The sequence below is a fragment of the Allobosea sp. P1_A7 genome (genome assembly GCF_056406775.1).
This window is the reverse complement of sequence record NZ_JBFTZN010000036.1, coordinates 1-17,666: the sequence shown is the minus strand read 5'-3', so window position 1 is coordinate 17,666 and position 17,666 is coordinate 1. Positions and strand designations below refer to the sequence as shown.

17 protein-coding genes are annotated in these 17,666 nt (G+C 61.8%); 4 read left to right on the top strand and 13 right to left on the bottom strand.

Going from position 1 to position 17,666, the window contains the following annotated elements; all coding sequences use genetic code 11:
- Window positions 1-16: 16 nt before the first annotated feature.
- Window positions 17-478 (top strand): Lrp/AsnC family transcriptional regulator, encoded by a 462-nt coding sequence (locus AC1D34_RS08960; protein ID WP_441480485.1) that lies wholly within the window; start codon window positions 17-19, stop codon window positions 476-478.
- A gap of 491 nt (window positions 479-969) precedes the next feature.
- On the opposite strand, the gene AC1D34_RS08955 is transcribed toward AC1D34_RS08960, so the two are convergent.
- The 11 genes from AC1D34_RS08955 to AC1D34_RS08905 all read right to left on the bottom strand — a co-directional run bounded on the left by AC1D34_RS08955 (window position 970) and on the right by AC1D34_RS08905 (window position 12,989).
- A complete protein-coding gene (locus AC1D34_RS08955; protein WP_441492594.1) occupies window positions 970-2,037 on the bottom strand; it encodes an ABC transporter ATP-binding protein in 1,068 nt (355 codons plus the stop codon).
- A gap of 17 nt (window positions 2,038-2,054) precedes the next feature.
- Window positions 2,055-2,840 carry an ABC transporter permease gene (locus tag AC1D34_RS08950; RefSeq protein ID WP_441508095.1) on the bottom strand — a complete coding sequence of 262 codons (786 nt, stop codon included), beginning with the start codon at window positions 2,838-2,840 and terminating at the stop codon, window positions 2,055-2,057.
- Between the two features lies 1 nt (window position 2,841).
- Entirely contained in the window at window positions 2,842-3,717 is an 876-nt protein-coding gene (locus tag AC1D34_RS08945; RefSeq protein WP_476824044.1) for an ABC transporter permease, read from the bottom strand.
- Window positions 3,714-4,775 (bottom strand): ABC transporter substrate-binding protein, encoded by a 1,062-nt coding sequence (locus AC1D34_RS08940; protein ID WP_476824043.1) that lies wholly within the window; start codon window positions 4,773-4,775, stop codon window positions 3,714-3,716. Before AC1D34_RS08940 ends, AC1D34_RS08945 begins: the two co-directional genes overlap by 4 nt.
- Before the next feature lie 12 nt (window positions 4,776-4,787).
- Complete coding sequence (locus AC1D34_RS08935) at window positions 4,788-5,753, bottom strand: dipeptidase (RefSeq protein WP_476824042.1); 966 nt, start codon at window positions 5,751-5,753, stop codon at window positions 4,788-4,790.
- Between the two features lie 12 nt (window positions 5,754-5,765).
- Window positions 5,766-6,476: a hypothetical protein gene (locus AC1D34_RS08930; protein ID WP_476824041.1), complete on the bottom strand. Its 711-nt coding sequence runs from the start codon at window positions 6,474-6,476 to the stop codon at window positions 5,766-5,768.
- A complete protein-coding gene (locus tag AC1D34_RS08925) occupies window positions 6,473-8,068 on the bottom strand; it encodes a hypothetical protein (RefSeq protein WP_476824040.1) in 1,596 nt (531 codons plus the stop codon). The genes AC1D34_RS08930 and AC1D34_RS08925 overlap by 4 nt, the downstream gene beginning before the upstream one ends.
- A 142-nt stretch (window positions 8,069-8,210) precedes the next feature.
- Window positions 8,211-8,927, bottom strand: a complete 717-nt coding sequence (locus AC1D34_RS08920) for an IclR family transcriptional regulator (protein ID WP_441480493.1) — start codon at window positions 8,925-8,927, stop codon at window positions 8,211-8,213.
- Window positions 8,928-9,938: 1,011 nt separating this feature from the next.
- Entirely contained in the window at window positions 9,939-10,598 is a 660-nt protein-coding gene (locus AC1D34_RS08915; RefSeq protein WP_476824039.1) for a GIY-YIG nuclease family protein, read from the bottom strand.
- 7 nt (window positions 10,599-10,605) lie between these two features.
- Window positions 10,606-11,577, bottom strand: coding sequence for a hypothetical protein (locus AC1D34_RS08910; protein WP_476824038.1), 972 nt, complete (start codon window positions 11,575-11,577; stop codon window positions 10,606-10,608).
- On the bottom strand, window positions 11,556-12,989 hold the full coding sequence (locus AC1D34_RS08905) for a Y-family DNA polymerase (RefSeq protein ID WP_476824037.1): 1,434 nt from the start codon (window positions 12,987-12,989) through the stop codon (window positions 11,556-11,558). Before AC1D34_RS08905 ends, AC1D34_RS08910 begins: the two co-directional genes overlap by 22 nt.
- Window positions 12,990-13,038: 49 nt before the next feature.
- On the opposite strand from AC1D34_RS08905, the gene AC1D34_RS08900 reads away from it, so the two are divergent.
- Window positions 13,039-14,088, top strand: a complete 1,050-nt coding sequence (locus AC1D34_RS08900; protein ID WP_476824036.1) for an IS110 family RNA-guided transposase — start codon at window positions 13,039-13,041, stop codon at window positions 14,086-14,088.
- A 481-nt stretch (window positions 14,089-14,569) separates the two neighbouring features.
- Here AC1D34_RS08900 and AC1D34_RS08895 read toward each other — a convergent pair whose 3' ends face one another.
- Window positions 14,570-15,034 carry a LexA family protein gene (locus tag AC1D34_RS08895; RefSeq protein ID WP_476824035.1) on the bottom strand — a complete coding sequence of 155 codons (465 nt, stop codon included), beginning with the start codon at window positions 15,032-15,034 and terminating at the stop codon, window positions 14,570-14,572.
- A 196-nt stretch (window positions 15,035-15,230) separates the two neighbouring features.
- Between AC1D34_RS08895 and ligD the strand changes: the two genes are divergently transcribed.
- Window positions 15,231-16,268, top strand: a complete 1,038-nt coding sequence (gene ligD / locus AC1D34_RS08890) for a non-homologous end-joining DNA ligase (RefSeq protein WP_476824034.1) — start codon at window positions 15,231-15,233, stop codon at window positions 16,266-16,268.
- 220 nt (window positions 16,269-16,488) lie between these two features.
- Window positions 16,489-17,004, top strand: a complete 516-nt coding sequence (locus tag AC1D34_RS08885) for an Abi family protein (RefSeq protein ID WP_476824033.1) — start codon at window positions 16,489-16,491, stop codon at window positions 17,002-17,004.
- Window positions 17,005-17,203: 199 nt separating this feature from the next.
- Here the strand turns inward: AC1D34_RS08885 and AC1D34_RS08880 are convergent.
- A partial coding sequence (locus AC1D34_RS08880; RefSeq protein ID WP_476824032.1) for a recombinase family protein occupies window positions 17,204-17,666 on the bottom strand: 463 nt, incomplete at its 5' end.

The following is a 17,666-nucleotide window of genomic DNA, read 5'->3' as shown; positions in this document are numbered from 1 at the left end:
CGTGCGGTCACCGAAGATGAAGCTCGATCCCATCGATCTCAAGATCGTCGCGGCCCTGCAGCGTGACGGCCGCATGACCAAGCTCAAACTCGCCGAAACGGTCGCGCTGTCGCCGGCGGCCTGCTGGGAACGGTTGCGCCGGATGGAAGAGGCCGGCGTGATCAAGGGCTATACCGCCATCGTCGATCTCGGGGTGGAGGCGCCACGCACCACGGTGATCGTCGAGATCAGCCTGAAGAGCCATCAGCAGGCGGATTTCCGTCGCTTCGAGGAGGCGGTGGCGAGGGAACCGGCCATCGTCGCTTGCGATGCCACCGGCGGAGGCATCGACTACATCATGCGCGTGGTCGTGCCAGACATTGACAGCTATCAGCGCCTGATCGACAGGCTGCTCGACCCCGCGATCGGGATCGAGCGATACTACACCTTTGTCGTGACCAAGAGCATCCCGCTCGTCGAAGCGCATTCACGTGCATAGCAGCACGGCCAAGGATCCAACGAATATCCGCTTCCGTCAGAAGCGACAAATAGTCACTTCTCTTTCCCTTTGGCTTCAGTCCGCAAATCAAATGGCGCATAAATGTTCCGGGCGATCTCTCAATGACCGGAATTAGCGCGATCCGGACCAATGCATTGGTACAGGCGAAGTTCAGCCTGGAGCCGGAGATCGATCCCTGCGGTATTTTACCCGACACACGCGTAGCTAAATCAATGAAGCTGCGATCGATCCTCGAGCGCTCCCCTCGATCTTGGCTTTGTTGGCAGATCAAATGCCAGACGACGAAGGCCTCATATCCCGGTTCTCCATCAGCAAAAACCCTCTGGCAGCAGGCAGTGCCGAGGTGTCCGCGCCAACTCGTTCGCGCACGACAGGCATGAGCACAGCTGCATCCTCTCTCATCCCTAAAGATCGCAGATCATCCGATCCTGAGCCGAGCTACACGGTGCTACATAGCGATCGTTGGGGCGTCAGTGCTCGATCACATGGATGCGGGTGGGGGCCCATTCTATGTCGCATTCATCGCCCCTGCGCAGGTCCGGCATTTCCATGCTGGGGACCCGGATCCGCAGTTCCTGGCCGGCCTTGCGCCCGAGGACAAGGACGCTATCGCCATAGTTCACTATCTCCGCGATGGTGATTGAATTTCGCAACGGCGATAGTTCCGCACGTTCGGAGCTGAGCCGGATTGTTTCAGGGCGGACGAGTATGCTGACGTCTTTGCCAGGCGGGACGTGCTCGGCGCTGGTCGCGATCGGGCCGATGCCGGCAACATCGACGAGGCCACTTTCGCGTGTCTTACCCGAGAGTAGATTGCTATCCCCGACGAAGGAGGCGACGAAGCGCGTCTTTGGCGTGAAGTAAACCTCGCTCGGCGTTCCGATCTGCTCAATGCGACCCCGGTTGAACACAGCGATGCGGTCCGACATGGCCATTGCCTCGGTCTGATCGTGGGTCACGTAGACCATCGTGACGCCAAGCTCGCGGTGGATGCGCTTCAACTCCATTTGCATTTGTTCCCGCAAAGTCTTGTCAAGCGCTCCCAGGGGCTCGTCGAGCAGAACGAGGTCAGGCTGGAAGACGAGGGCGCGCGCTAATGCAACGCGCTGCTGCTGGCCGCCGGAAAGCTCGGCCGGGGCCCGGCCAGCATATTCGGCGAGGCCGACCATGGCGAGCGCGGCCGTAACCTTGGCTTGCGCCGGCACCTTGGCGACGCCACGCATGCGCAAGGGAAAGCCGACATTCTGCGCCGCGTTCATGTGAGGAAACAGAGCGTAATTCTGGAATACCATCCCGATATTGCGGTCGTAGGGCTCGACTGCATCGATCTGGCGCCCGGCGATGCTGATCTCGCCACGCGTCGGACGCGCAAATCCCGCGATCATCATCAGCGTTGTCGTCTTGCCGGAACCGGAGGGGCCAAGGAAGGAGATGAACTCACCAGGCGCGACATCGAGGTCGATGGCCTCGACCGCATTTTGCCCTGGCAGATAGCTCTTGGTCACCGATTTCAGCGACAGCGAACGGGCGGTTTCCATCGGAAGGCTCCAGCGTCTCAGGAGTGCGCAGGCCGTTGCTTACGCACGAGCCGGGCGGCGAACTGCGCACCGAGCGCGGCCAGAACGGCAGCCAGCAGCAGCGAGGATGCGGCGGAAATGGCGGGGTCGGCTTCCATCTGGAAGCTGTTGAACATCTGGCGAGGCAAGGTCGCGCTGTCGCGACCGGAGATAAAGATCGCGATCACTGCCTCGTCGAAGGAATGGATGAAGGCAAACAGCGCAGCCACGAAGAAGGCCGGGCGCAAGATCGGAAAGGTCACCAGCCGGAAAGTCGTCAGCGGCCGGGCGCCAAGATTCGCCGCGGCGTTCTCAAGCCGGCGATCGAAATTGACCAGCGCCGAGGTTAAGGTCAGTACCACGACTGGGATCGACAGACAGGCATGGGCGAGGATCACGCCGGTCATGCTCTGGACCAGCCCGAGCGAACCGAAATAGCTATAATAGCCCAGTGCCATTACGATATGCGGCACAATCAACGGCATCATCACGATGAGCCGGAACAGCGCCCGGAGGCGAAACCGATAGCGCACTAGCGCGAAGGAAGCGGGAGCGCCGAGCAGCATCGCCAAGACCATGGTGCCGAGCCCGATCAGGAAGCTATTCAAGACCGGACCGGTCCAGTTGGGATCGGAAAAGAAGCGCCGATAGTAGCCGAGCCAGTAGCCAGGCGGCGGAAACTCAAGCGATGGCGCGGTGCTGAAGGACATAGGCACGACGATGAACATCGGCCCGGCTAGCAGGATCGCGACGGCCACCGCGATGATCACCGTGGAGCGCGACATCTCACCTCCACATCTTTTCGATGCCGAACAGGCGATCATAGACCACGAAGAGCGCCACCGCCGCAGCGAGCAGGACCATCGAGGTTGCTGAAGCCGCGCCGAATTCGAGAAGCTGCTCGATTTGCTGGCCGATGCGGCCGGCGATCATCTTGTCCTGCGGGCTGCCAATCAGCGTCGGCGTTACATAGAAGCCGAGGCAGGTAATGAAGACGAGCGTCGCACCATTGAGGACGCCGGGCAGGCTTTGCGGCAGATAAACCGTCAGGAATGCCTTGAGCGGCCGGGCGCCGAGGCTGGCTGCCGCACGCATATAGACCTCGTCGATGCGCTTCATGACGGCGTACAGCGCCAGGACCATGAACGGTACCAACATATGAGCCATGGCGAAGGTCGCAGCAAAAGTGGTGAAGAGCAGACGCGGCGGCGGGGTGACGCCAAGCGCAACCAGGAGTCCGACAACAGGCCCGCGCGCGCCCAGGATCACCATCCAGGCGTAGGTTCGCACAAGAAAACTCGTCCAGAAGCTCAGCGCCACGATGCCAAGTAGGAAGGAGCCGACTGCGCCACCCTTTCGGGCCGCGACGTAAGCCACGGGATAAGCGAAGACGAGGCTGGTGATCGTGACGATCAGTGCCGTTTGGAAGGTGCGCGCGAGGACGTTGAGATCGTATTTCGAGGCGAAGAACTCAGCGTAGTTGTCGAAGCCGACCGTCGGTTCGCTCACGCTCATCCAGACGACGAGGCCCAGCGGCGCGAGGAAGAACACTGCTAGGAACAGGGTCGCCGGGGCATAGAGCAGGAAGGGCGGCCGGAACAGGGCTTTGCCCCATCCAGCCGCGCTCCAGGCCCGGCCTTGCGCAGGGGGTGATAGGGTCAAGTCGAGAGCCATTGTTCGAAGCGCTTGGCCATTGTGTCGAGCTGGGGCAGTAGCTTCTCGGCATCGAGGATGACGGATTTCGGCAGGTTCTCGGGGGAGGTCGGCATATGGCTGATGACCTCGGGCGACAGGTATTTGAACGAAGCGGGGTTCATCGGGCCGTAATTGTTCTTCTGCGCGAACTGCGCGAGCCGCTCTGGCCCCACGGCAAACTCGATGAAACGCCAAGCGTTCTTCGCCCTCGGAGAACCGCGCGCTACCACCCAGGTCGCGACATCGATCACGGCCTGGTCGAAGACGAGTTCGATTGGCTGCTTCTGGTCGACCATCGTCTGCGCGCTGGTGTTCCACATCCCGATCAATTCGACCTCGCCATCGCGCAGCAATTGTTGGGATTGCGGGCTCTGGCTCCACCAGACGCGGACATCCTTCTTGATCCTGTCGAGCGACTTGAAGGCGCGGTCGAGATCATAGGGAAACAGTTTCGCAGGCTCGACGCCATCAGCCATTAATGCGAAGGCAAGCACGCGTGCGGGATAGTTCTGCAGGCTGCGCGAACCCGGAAATTTGGTCGTGTCCCAGAAATCCGCCCAGTTCCTCGGGCCGCCATTGGGTATTTTATCGCGGCGGTAGGCGATGATGTTGGCGAAGGCATGGGAGTTGATGCCGTTCAGTGTCACCGCGCCGGGCCAGAGCGACGAAGCCGGAATTTTGCTCTCGTCATAGGTGTCGATCAGCTTGGCGTGATTGGCGCGGCCGAGTTCAGCGACGCCGAGCGTCGTCACGTCGAATTCATAGATACCAGTCCGCGTTTGCGCCGCGAGCTTGGCGAAGGAGACCGGCGCGATCGTGCGGATCTCGATTCCGGTCTCCGCCGTGAACGGGTTGAAGAGAATCGCGCGCGCTGCTTCTTCCCAGGGACCGCCCCAGGTGTTGATATAGAGGGTCTCGGCGGCGCGGGCTTTCCGGATGAAGGGCATCGCGACGATGCCGCTCCCAAACATCGATAGCAGGGCGCGGCGCGTGGTCCGCGGTGGAGCCAGTACTGTCCTAGCCATGGTGCTGTCCTCTCAACCGATCGTTGCGCGATAGAGGCGAAGCCAGTTGCCGGAGGTGATCTTCTCGACTTCGGCTGCGTGGAAACCGACCCGCGCCAGCGCTGGCCCGACATCGGACAGGCCGCTGATCCTTTTGAGCCAGGCCGGCTTCTCACTGGGGCCGGGCTTGGCCGCCGAGGCGGCGCCGTACTGCACAGAGCGGGTCCAGCGGCCCGAGCGCATCCAGTCGAGGTAGACCTGATTGGAATGGTGGCTAAAGTCGGTGCCGAGGCCGACGTGGTCGATACCGGCAATCTCGACGGTCTGCGCCACCATCTGGGCCCAGGCATCGAGGCTGTCGCAGGCCGGCTCCGGCGTTATGTTGCGATAGGCTGCGCATCCGATAACGCCGCCCTTTTCAGCGAGTGCCTTGATGATTGCATCCGTCTTGTTGCGCTTGTGCGGGAAGACGGAGGCCGGGTTGGCATGGGTGATCGAGACCGGCTTCTGCGACCATTCGATCGTATCGAGCGTGGTCCGGTCGCCGACATGTGAGAGATCAATCAGCATGCCGCACTGGTTCATCTCCCGGACAACCTCGCGGCCAAAGCGTGCAAGGCCAGGATCGACCGTCTCGTAGCAGCTAGAGCCGAGTTCGTTCTGGTTGTTGTAGGTCAGCTGCAAGACCTTGACGCCGAGATCGGCGAAGAGCTCGACATAACGGATCCGGCCATCGAGCAAATTGGTGTTCTGGTAACCCAGCAACATCGCGACTTTGCCATCGCGTTCGGCCGCGAGAATGTCGTCCGTCTTCCGCACGATCGTCATCAGATCAGCATTGGCGCGCTCGAGATCGCGCCATTTCGCGACAGAATCAAAGGACTCGATCGCGCCCTCCCAAAAGCCGAGCGTCGGTGTGACGCAACTGAACCCGCCGGCCTTGAGATCTTCGAATACGCCGCGGTCAAAGAAACCACATTGCAAACCGTCTATCAGCATCGGGGCGCGCCTTTACGAAGCGGAGGAAACAGGATTGGGCTGAACCCGGGACGGATCGGCGGTCAGCATCGATAGATCGGTCTCGTCCTCGTCATTGCGACCAACGACGCGTCCGTCTGCCTCGACCCGCACGGTGCCAGCATGTCGGCGGCTCTCGAAGGAATCGGGCATCAGGGCATCATGCGATGCCTTGTAGAGCGGCCACCAACTCGACGCCGCAGCGGAGAGTCCGTCATGGCGAACCATGTCGATGGCACGGCGCTTCGCCGCGGGGCGGTCCATCAACGACACTTGGGCACCGTTGCCCTTCGGCTCGACGATAGCCGCGAGGCCGAAACGCTCAGCAAGCCCCGATACGACGCGCAATTCGGGGGGCTCTGTGAGATTGAGCGCCAAAACCTCCCCCCGGCCGGTCAACCGAAAGCGCTCGACAGCCAAATCAAGCAGCGTCTCGGCCACCATCCAGGCATGCTGGCCGCCGCAGTCTATCGTCAATTCGCCGTCAGTGCTGACATCGGCGAGCGGGGCAACGCCGCTCGCACGCACGTGCTCTATCTGCTGTGCGATGCCAGACAGACCTGGCCCCGGCAGCACGGCGGAATAGAATGCGCAATCGCGCACGGAGGGTAATAGCCCAGCGGGCGTGCCGGCGGCCTGAACCAGTCGCTCCAGAATGAGCCGGAGTTCGCGCACGGACAGGATCAGCGTTTCGGATAGCATCATGCCTGAGGCTCCGCGGGATAGAACCAATGGGAAGCGGCGCTCCCCGAGGCGAGATCTTCGGGGGTCGGGGCGCCGTGGAAGATCACGCCGCGCAGATTGCGGTTCAGGAAGTCGCGGGCCTTGTCGATACCGTGGATGCCGACGTTCAAGAGCCGGGTGATATGCGCCGGAACGAAGTCCTCGCCCATGATGTCGGCATGCGGCGAGTGATAGGGCAGTCCAGCAAGCGCCTGGATGCGGATCACGATCTGCCGGTGCAATGGGTGCGCCATGAGGAAGCGCGCGACGCTGAGGCGGGGATCGGCGGCAGCGAGATCGCGATCGAGTGCCACGACGAGGCGCGGCAGATCGAGGCCAAGATTATAAGCCGCGCCGATCTMTTCGCGTGGTCCACGACGCGGCTCCTCGGCCGTGCGCGATTTGTACCAGACGTAGCGCTGTGAGCGCTCGGAGACGAGATCGAGATCGAAGGCCCAGCTGTAATCGGCCCTCAGGATCTCTTGTAGCCGTCCGATCGGCATTTCGGGGCGGCCGGCGAGATCCTCATCGATCACGAGAGTTTGTGCCAGGCCATCGGCGATTTCGGGCACGAGTTCGATGATGAGAGACAGTAGCGTTTCGTGGGCCTCGCGATTGACGCGGCCGTCGAGCGAAGCGGTGAAGTCGACGAGTGGGGTCGCCTCGGCGCAGCCGGCGCGCACGCGCTCGATCAACTGGCCGAGTTCGCGGCGGATGATGGCGAGGTCGTCAGCGACGATGCTGCTTGGCGCGAAAGCTTCATATTCGGCCCGATCCTGGCGCCGCGCCAGGATTGCCTTGTCGAGCAGTGCCGCCAATTGAACCAGCGGGGCAGCATCGGGACCGACACGCAGCAACCGGCCATGGGCGATGGCCTCCTCGTGGATCGTCAGCCAACGGTCGATCAGGCGAGGATGGTTATTGACGAAGAACATCAGCCCCAGCGCCGAGCCGTTGCCGACACCCAGGAAGCGGCGCAACTCGGGCTGCATCGCCACTGCCGCCGGGCCGCCCTTCATCCGCGCAAAATGCTGGACGAGATCGCCGGCAAAGACGCGCATCATATAGGCGGTGAGCATTTGCGCTTGCAGCGAGGCTCGCAGCGGATGGTCCGGCGCGAAGGCAAGGAAGGACTTGGTGCCGAAGGTGCCGTTGCCGTCGATGCCGGTGTTGCGCATGAAGTAGCAGGTGCGGCCGAGCTCGGCGATGGGCGGCTGTTGCCCGGATGCGAGATGGTCGACGGCAAGGTCGAACAGCCGTCCCGAGCGGTTCGAGCGCGCCCAGGTCAAGGTCTGCGGGGTAGCGCGGCCCTCATAGAGCTTCGGCAGCTCCTGTCTAAGTTGCTCGATGCCGGCGGCCGAAAGTTTGCCTTCGATCAAACCGCCCATCATGTCCCAGGACCGGCCGATGATGCGGCCAGTGCGCTCGCGACCTGAGGGCTCGAACGAAAAGATTGGGAAGGTGAAGTGCCAGCCATCGGCCTCGATGCCGTAGCGCGCCGTGCCTCGACCGCGCGCGTCGATATCGAAATCCTGACAGGTGATCTGCCAGCGCTGATGTGAGGCGCGAGCCATCAGGGTCCGCGATGCACTGATCCGTGACGGTTGAATCGCGGCCAATATCTCCGGTCGCATGAGCRTGGAGGGGGATCGCATCAGGGCCTGCGGCTGCCAGGGACCGGGCTTGGAGGCGAGGGAGAATGGCAGGGCCGACATGTCATGCATTCCCGAATTGAGCGCTGAAGCGTTGCGCCGCGCTGACCGCAATCGGCGCGCAGTTCGCGTGATCGAACCGCGTGGTCGGGCCGGAGATCGCGATGACGGCAATGCATTGGCCGGCCGCGTCGAAAACCGGTGCAGCAACCGCCGCGACGAATTGCGGGTCCGTCGGTGCGAAGAGGGCAAAGCCGCGTTCGCGAACCTCTGCCAGCGCGATGTCGTCAGGGAGCGCGATGCCCTGCTCGCGCAGCCGTTCACGCATTTCCAGCGAGCCGAAGGCGACGAGCACGGAGCCCGACGCGCTAGCGCCCAGCGCCATGCGTGCGCCGACCCGGAGATCGGCACGCAGTACCTGATGCGATTCGACCCGGTTGATAATGACCGCATGATAGCCGTCGAGCACTGAAATCGTCGCCGTTTCGCCGCTCTCGGCTACGATCTCCTGAAGCAATTCTGTCGTCCGTTCTCCGAGATTGGCCTGCTCGAGGGCACGCACTGCGTAGAACTGAAAGCGTAGCGCTAGCCGGAACGCGCCCTCGACCGTCTGCTCGAGAAAGCCTGCATCCACCAGCGTACGCAGCCGCTGATAGACCGCGGCGCGCTGGTCGCCWGTCGCCTTGACGACATCGGGCAGTCGCATTGGCTTCGGGGATGCCGCGATGACATCGCAGACCGCGAGCGTCTTGAGCGTGGTGGAGAGAGAGCGAACAGCCATGTTGTCTTCTATATGAATACGATGTATGTTAATAGCATCATACAATTTTGATCTGTGTCAAGGCCAGCGCCGATCCACTTCGGTATCCGCGCCGCGGACCGCGCGGGAACCGAGGATCCGCTCAGTTCGGCAGCTTCCTGAAGACGCGCCGCGATGTTGACGCCGTCACCGAAGACGTCGCCCCTTGAGCGATGACGTCGCCACATGGATCCCTCCGGAAACGCGTGTCCCGGTCAGCCACAGCGCATTTTTGTCGGACTTCCGCCGCGCACTCGGCCGCCTTGATGACGCTGGTAAGTTCCGCCAGGATCGGACGCCGCTGAATCGGGCCGCTATCGCGTCCCTGCGGCGGTTCCGACCCGCATAAACGGCGGGTCGGCCGGCACCGTTGAGCCCCTACCCCGCCAGCAAGCGCCGGTGGCAACCGGCGCAATTGGCTTTTCGATGAAGAGAAAGGCGAAGCGCCGAGCTTTAGCTTAGTTACGTATCTACGTATTGGCGTAAAGGCGTGGATGTTGAGTGCTTCAGCCGGATCGAAATGAGCGTACGATAGAGCGCCAGGGCGAAGCGGGGACCGCTGACTAAAAATACGTATGCACGCATGCACGTGAAGACGTACAAACTCGCCGATAGCTTGGTAGTGCTGGGCGCAGGCACTGTCCAAACTGATCGCAGACGCGCTCGAGGGCGCAGAAGTGATCATTGCCAGCGGCAGCAGATTGGTAAATACGACTTCACGTGGTTGCGTGGATACGTATATACTTATTTGCGATCGATACAGCGTTTGCGTTCARCCGCAACAAGCCTCCTGGCCTCTCGTTTTTACCGCGGTAAAAACGRAGCRTCYCGACAGCTTCGCGACAGGAAGTGGGGCGATCGGCCSAACAACCAATCTCGTTGCATTAACGACGCACTAACGCAATTAGCTGTATTCGTAGATACGTATCAACGTAGCGGAAGGGGCTTTTTTGAGGAGGCTGTGCGAGCGTTCTTTCGCGACAAAGATCAGAGCTAGCGCTTAGCCGCACCGCGGATGTTCCATGGCGGAAGGATGTGGCTGATCAACCCAGCTTCGAGTCCCGCCGCCATGTTGACCGGCATGGAATGCCACTCCGCCGGCTTAGGGATCGCGACGAGAAGTTCAACGACCCTGCCGCCGCGGAGGGCATCAAGGATCAGGCCCTTCACGCGCTGGGACGTCCTCATGTTTTCGTTGCCACGGCGGTAGTGTCCMATGCGCGTGTGAAGCGTCGTGAGAGTTACTCCGACGTAGCAGACGACATCATCGACGACGAAAGCGTAGACCACGGCCTCGTTCGGCGCCGGGTCGGTCAGCTCGAAGCCGTAGTCGCTGGCGAGCTTCCATTCGCCGATGCGGCGGAAGCCCCCTGAAGAGATGAGGTAGTCAGCCCCGGTCGGCTGGATCACCTCGTCGCCCGCGGCAGCCTCGACCTCCACCTCTACCGGCTCGCGATCAAGGGCGACGTCGCGGGTTCGCCCCAGGCCGATGCCGGAGCGCTCCAGCACGTGGCGGGCGTGCTGATATCGAATACTGAGGATCTCGGCGATCTCGGTCCTGAGGTAGCCGGCCAGCGCAAGCGCTCGGATCTTGTCGGCCTTGGTCTTCATCCCGTCCAAGGCCGGGAGGACGCTTTCGCGGTCGTATGTCATCTGCGGATCAAGGCTCACCGGCTACGCTCACGGTACTATGGTCGTTGGAAACGAGGTCCTGCATCTTCTGGCGCATCTCGCCAGGATCCTTGCCACCGAGCAGTTCCGCGACGTCGTAGACGATCTTGGTCCGCTGCCTGGGCAGGATCAGCCCAAGGCGCCTGATGCGGAAGGCATCGTCCCAGTCGAGCAGCAGGTACCCGATCAGCTGCCGCAGCGCCTCGATCGCCACGCGGCCGGGATTCGTCGTTGCCTTCACCTCGAACAGTGTGCCGTCCGCGACGAAATCGAAGTCCGCGCCACCGACATGGACACCCCCGACCGGGGAGCTGCCGGCGATCACCCCGGGTGATGCCACGATGTCGGCCGCGGTTTCATGGAACGCCCGTGACAACGCCGCCAGGTCGCCGGCGATGCGGGGGTCGACGTCGGCGAGCAGGCGATCCAGCCCTCTCTTGCGCCGCGGCCACAGGTACTCAACCGATCTGCTGGACAACGAGGCGCGCCCATACTGCTCGACTGTCGCCAAGAGCATGCAGAGGCGGCAGAGGCGATCCTCGGCATCGTCGTCGAGAAGGCCGGACCTCTGAGCAAACTCGGTCCAGCCGCCGCGCAGGGCCGCTTCCATCGCGTCGAACTTCCGGCCATCCGGCCCGTGGTGGACCATCGAGCAGGTCTCATCGAATGCGGCGAACTCGATCCGAGACAGCTTCTCGAAGCCGCGATCGATCACGGAATTCTCTGTCGGTCGGTCTGAGACGTAATGCCGGATGCGGAGGTCGATGGCGGTCCCGACGAGCATCAGGGGATAGCCCTCGTCATAGCCGAGGGCTATCGACGGCGTGTCCTTCAAGGAGGCCTTCAGTTTCTTCACGACGCCGGTGAGGTGAGGGAACTCGGTCCGCATGAAGATGCCCCGGGGGCTGCCGGCGACTTTGAGCTCCGAGGTCAGCGACATCAGGTGGCGTCCTTCGGCCATTCCTTCCGGATGTCCTCGACCACCTTTCGGACCTCATGCCGCGGCGCCCAGTGATATCGGCCGAAGACGTCGGTGAAGCCGACATCGACGATGCCCATGTCCCGCAGGCGTTCGTGCCGGTGGATCGTGTAGGTGCCGAACTCGCCGCCGACGACCAGCTTGTGGGGCAGACCGGATACCGCGCGGCCCTCCCAGCTATGGACCGCCTGGTCGACGTCATTGGTGCTAATCAGGACGCCGTATTGCCAGCGCCGATACCGCCCCCACTTCAGACGCCATCTCCACCCGTCCGGGCGCCGGCGGCTGGCGATGAGCTTCAGCGTCGTGTCGGAGGGGCCGTAGTTCGTCGCGTAGATGCCGATGAAGCTCCCCTCGTCGGCGTCGGCGCGCGGCGCCATCGCCAGCGGAACCAAGTCGACAGTCATGACGCCGGCTTTGGCGTATCGATATCCTGGTTTCCAGATGCGCTTCGCACCCCACCTGGCCGCTCGGATCAGGACCAGGCTGTCATTGGAGCCTTCAGGCAAGTCCACGGTCAGCGAGACCGATCGATGGGGGCCGGGCGAGAAGGGCGATGTATGGAAGAAGATGGTGACATGGTCGGTAGCGAGTCCATTCCGCCGCAATTTTTCACCTAAACGGGCTGCGTGCGAGGCGATTGCCTCGAGTAGCGTGTCCAGATCCTCGACACGTGCACCAAAGCTCCTGGTGACGGCGCACCCTTTTCGCGTCGGAGCAACAGTCTCGAGATCAATGCAGGGTTGGCCGCGCAACTCGAGGATGGTGCGCTCCCCGACGACAGTCATGAGACCTCGCACCTGTCGCGCATCCAAGGCTGCGACATCGGCCGCCGTCCGACAGCCGAGCGCAGTCAATTTGGCCTGGCTTGCCGGGCCCACCCCACAAATGTCGCCTAGCTCGACGAGAGGCAGCCACTCCTCGCGAGCGGCAACGCTTGTCAGGTTGCATACCCCTAGTAACTGCCGAGTGGATTTGGCGATCTTGTTGGCCAGTTTCGCCAGGGTCTTGGTGGGGCCGATCCCGACGCACGTGGGGATTCCTGTCCATGTCGAAACCGATGATCGCAGGTCCCGGGCGAATTCCTCCCGTGTCTCTGGCTCGATCTGCGCGAGGTCTAAAAAGCTCTCATCGATCGAATAGATTTCGATGTCAGAGGAGAAGCGTTGATACACCTCATTCATGCGCCGGCTCATGTCTCCATAGAGACTATAATTAGATGAGAACACGACCACGCCATTATCGCGGCAGAGGTCGCGCATCTTGAACATCGGCTCACCCATTTTAATACCGAGTGCCTTAGCCTCGGATGTGCGAGCAACAGCGCAGATCGTGTAATCGGGCTTGGCCGATTGCGACCGTCGCGGATCGTGGCACCCTGCCCGGTAGTGCAATTCGGTCGGCCCCCTGAAGGCATCCGACCATCGTCAGGAGCGGAATGCCATGCGCTACTATGCCGGCTTGGACGTGTCGTTGGCTGAGACTTCGATCTGCGTTGTCGACGAGGAAGGAAGGTTGGTTCGGGAAGGGAAAGCGGCGAGCGAGCCCGAGGCCATCGCAAACTGGCTGGCTGAGCTTCGCCTACCCTTCACACGCGTCGGACTGGAGACCGGGGCGCTCGCCGGATGGCTTGCGGAGGAGATGACCGAGCTTGGCGTTCCCGGTGTCGTCTGTATGGATGCCCGGCACGCCCGCGCTGCCATGACCGCCATGACCCACAAGACCGATCGCAACGATGCGAGAGGGCTCGCGCAGATGTTGCGCACCGGCTGGTTCCGATCGGTGCATATCAAGACGCGTAGCACGATGGAGCTGCGCACTCTGCTCACCAGCCGCAAGACCCTTGTGCTGAAGATAGGCGACATCGAGAACCAGATCCGTGGTTCTCTTTGCCTCTTTGGTATCAAGATCGGCACGTCGAAGCGCCGGACCTTCGCTGAGCGTGTGCGCGAGTTGACCGCGAACCTGCCTCGCGTCGCCGCGATCCTGGAGGAACTGCTGGCGGCTCACGCCGCGATGCTGCGGTCCCTGGATCGAATCAACCGAATGGTCCTGTCGATCGCCCGCGAGCATCAAGTGTGCCGGCGTCTGATGACGGTTCCCGGTGTCGGCGCGATCGTCGCGCTCACCTACATCGCCGCAATCGAAGATCCGACACGCTTCTCCAAATCCCGATCTGTGGGCGCCCTGCTCGGCATGGTGCCGCGAAAGCACCAGTCCGGCGAGGTGGACCGAAATGGACGTATTACGAAGACCGGCGACAGCGAGGCGCGGTCGATGCTGTTCGAGGCAGCACATGTCATGCTGCATCGGGTGAAGAGTTGGTCAGTGCTGCGCGCCTGGGGCATGAAGGTCGCGCATCGCCAAGGCAACAAGCGAGCGACGGTGGCCCTCGCGCGCAAGATTGCGGTGGTGATGCACCGCATGTGGGTCGACGGCACGACATTCCGCTTCAGGGCAACCGGGAATGCTGCGGCATCGACCATGGCATGAACTGCGTAGGTTCGGCACGGCCGTGAAGAGGTAAGACCGGGCTTGCCTGGTCTTTCTGGATCGTCCTCACGGGGACGGGCGAGGAGATGAAGCCGGAATGACGGGTGAGCTGGCTCAACGCCAAGCCCGCGTCGCATATAGGCTCGCCTCCTTTCGGAACGCGATCTTGTGGCGGCCGATGGGCCGACCCCGGACAGAAGCCAAGAGCCCCGTGAGTGCGAGCCCAGATTATCACACTGTCAGCCTCGGACGATCACCGTCGGTCGAGGGAGCGCAGCTTTCGACCCCGTTGCGGAAATTCGCTGGGTGATGGCAAACCAGAACTATGAGATTCCTAAGCGCCTGCTCGATCATTTTGGTCGCCGCTGTTCCATTTATCGGCGCGGGTTTGGCCGACGAACGGCTCAGCTTCTATCGAATGCTCCTATCTATCGAGCAAAGTGCACTGGAAGCGGTTCGCAAGCACTCAGCAAGTGAACTTCTAACTATCCATAACGACGCCATGAGTTTCGTGGCCCGGGTTGAATTCAGGATAGCGGTGATTGCCGAAAGCGAGCCGCGGCCGACCATTTTCAAGCCTGAACACTTTGACGCTGCGCTCGCCGTTGACGTCGACAACGACAGGATCGCCGTCGCGAGGAGCGAGAGACCGATCGACCGTGATGAGGCTTCCGTCGAAGATGCCCAGATCGATCGCGCTGTCGCCCGATACCGTCATGATGAAGGTCGCCGGCGCATTCTTGATGAGCGTCGGGGAAAGATCGATCGGAGCATCAAGATAGTCATCGGCCGGCGAGGGGAAGCCCGCGCAAACCCTATTGCTGAAGAACTGAACCAGGACCGGAGCGCTGAGAGCAACCGCGCGGGCGGGGAGGGGGAATGCTTGAGCTTGGCGCTGAAATGGCGAACTCGCAAGCCGGATGATGGGCCGATGGATGGTCAGCATGCGAGCGCCCTCGAAAAAGAGAACATAACTAGAACAACGTGGGGGGCGGAGGTGTCAAGATTGGAAGACGCCTTATTTCTTGAGGCGGGAAAAACGGCGTCGCAGTGTTCCGCATAGACGCGCGCTCGTACCGGATTTTGCTCGGAACGTTTCGCCGCGGCCGCTGTTCGGAGTCGTTGTGAGTGGAGTCGCGTTAATGTGCGCGCGTCGCGTTTTGCGATCCGGCCCGACGGTCGACATCGCCAGGAGTGCCCTCCCGAAGCGCCGCGATACGCGCCAACGAGCGCTGGCTTTCGATCCCATGCCCGACCGCGTCGAGCCCTGCCTGGCGCTACTGGCCTCCAAGCCCCCGAGCGGGAACCAATGGGCATTCGAGGTGAAATGGGACGGCTATCGGCTCACCATCCACGTCGAGCCCGGCCGGAAGGTCCGGATCCTGACCCGGGGCGGGCATGACTGGACGCTGCGCTTCCCGACGATCGCCCATGACATGCGCGAGCTCGGCGTCGACAGTGCCATCTTCGACGGGGAGGCCGTGGTTCTCGACCAGCGCGGCGCCTCGGATTTCGGCGCGCTGCAGCAGGCTCTGGGCGGCCGAGGGGGCAAGAGATCGGCCGCGGGGGCGCTGCTTTACGCTTTCGACCTACTGTATCTCAACGGTCGCGATCTGCGGGCGCTCCCATTGGCTGAACGGCGCAGCATGCTCGCCGGCTTGATTGCGAGCCAGCACAGCTCGATCCGGCTGAGCGAGGAAGTCGACGCCGAAGGGGCTGCGTTCCTAAAGCTAGCCTGTGAGATGGAGTTAGAAGGCATCATCGCCAAACGTGTTGAAGCTCCTTATCGCTCCGGTCGGGGCGGCGAGTGGCTCAAGATCAAATGCGTCCAATCCGAGACCTTTCTCATTATCGGCTGGGAGGCATCAGCATCTGCGTTGGGCGGGATCGGCCGACTCTTGCTCGCGGCACGCCGCGGAAATGCGCTATCCTATGTTGGTAGCGTCGGGACGGGCTTCACAACGAAATCGGCGACCGAGTTGCGTCGTAGACTGATGAGCATCCTCATCGAGAAATCTGCTGTCGCCGGCATTTCGAAGAAGGGCATGCGCTGGGTCGAGCCGTCGATCGCTGCCGAAGTCGCGTTCCGCGCCTGGACTAATGACAACAAGCTGCGCCATGCTTCCTTCAAGGGCCTGCGAGATGATGCCGATGTCGGCGATATCTTTCAGATGCAGTGATGTGTAACCGGATCGGCACTAGCCCACAAAGGGCTTGCGATTGACCCTGGGACGCACTAAATTACTTGGGTCATGGGCCGCCACACGTCCTCTTCGGGGGAGTGCAAAAGGGCGGTTCTTCATTTTTTGATGGCCTTGATTCCCTTTACGAAGCCGCACGCTACAGCTGCTCAACGAGTAGCGCATTTGCGCGCAAAGGGACTGATCCAACCGCCCCAATGTGGCAGCCCGCAAGATCGAACTCGTCGGCTACGAGCGCCTGCGGATTTACTTTCTCAGCCGACGCGACCTGACCCTACCTCATCGRCCCTTCCGGCCCGGGACCACCTATCACCATATCCTTCGCTTGTATCAGTGCGATATGGAGATCCGCTCCGCCTGCTTTGACGCGGTGGGCACTTTCGAGCTGCTCTTGCGCAATGCCTTGTCAGAAGCGCTGAGCCACGCCAACGGTAGTCATCCTTACTACGATCACTCCTTGTTCAAGGATGCTGCGGCCAATCTCGAAGCTCTTCGATATTTCATCAGCGTGTTCGAGAAATCAAAGGATCAGCGGGCCAAGCATTATAAACAGCGATACGGCTCGCCGGTCTTGCCACCAATTTGGACCCTAAAGGAATTTCTGACCTTCGGAGCCACTTCACGGCTTTATCAGTGTCTGGAAGGGACTGTCCGCACGGCAATTGCGCGGCAGTTTGGTGTAGCATCAGATGCGATATTCAAGGACTGGATCTAGTGCCTTGTCGATCTTCGCAATATATGCGCCCACCACGACCGCCTGTTTAATCGTCGGTTCCAGAAGCAGCCTCAGCATTACAAGCGAGCCGGCGTGCCGACCGCTTCCGCGCCTACGCTCAAGGCTATCCTGGAATGCCTCGATCACCTCTTAGATTCGGCTGGCGCAAGCGCGCATATAACCAACAAGGTCGAAAGGATCATCCGGCGGTTTCCCGAAATGCAGTTGGCGGAAGCTGGCTACTGACGGCGGCTTCGCCGGGCTGCGCTGCCGAAARTGCTTCACGTATCCGCATGACGGTCTGACGGCTCACATTGTAGCGCTTCGCCAGCGGCGCCACCTTCTGGCCGTCCTGGAGAGCGGCTTGAATCTCGGCGCGCTGCGAAGAGGTGAGGGCGGTCGGCCTTCCGAGTTTCCGTCCCTCCGACTTCGCGCGACGCAAACCGGCATTGGTCCGCTCGATGAGAAGATCCCGTTCGAATTGCGCGACAGCGTTGATGACGTTCATGGTCATCTTGCCGGCCGGGYTCGCAAGGTCGAYGCCACCTAGCGCCAGGCAATGAACCCGGACTCCCATGTCCTCGAGTTTATGAACGGTGGAGCTGACGTCGATCGTGTTGCGGCCGAGGCGGTCCATTTTCGTGACGATCAGAATATCGCGC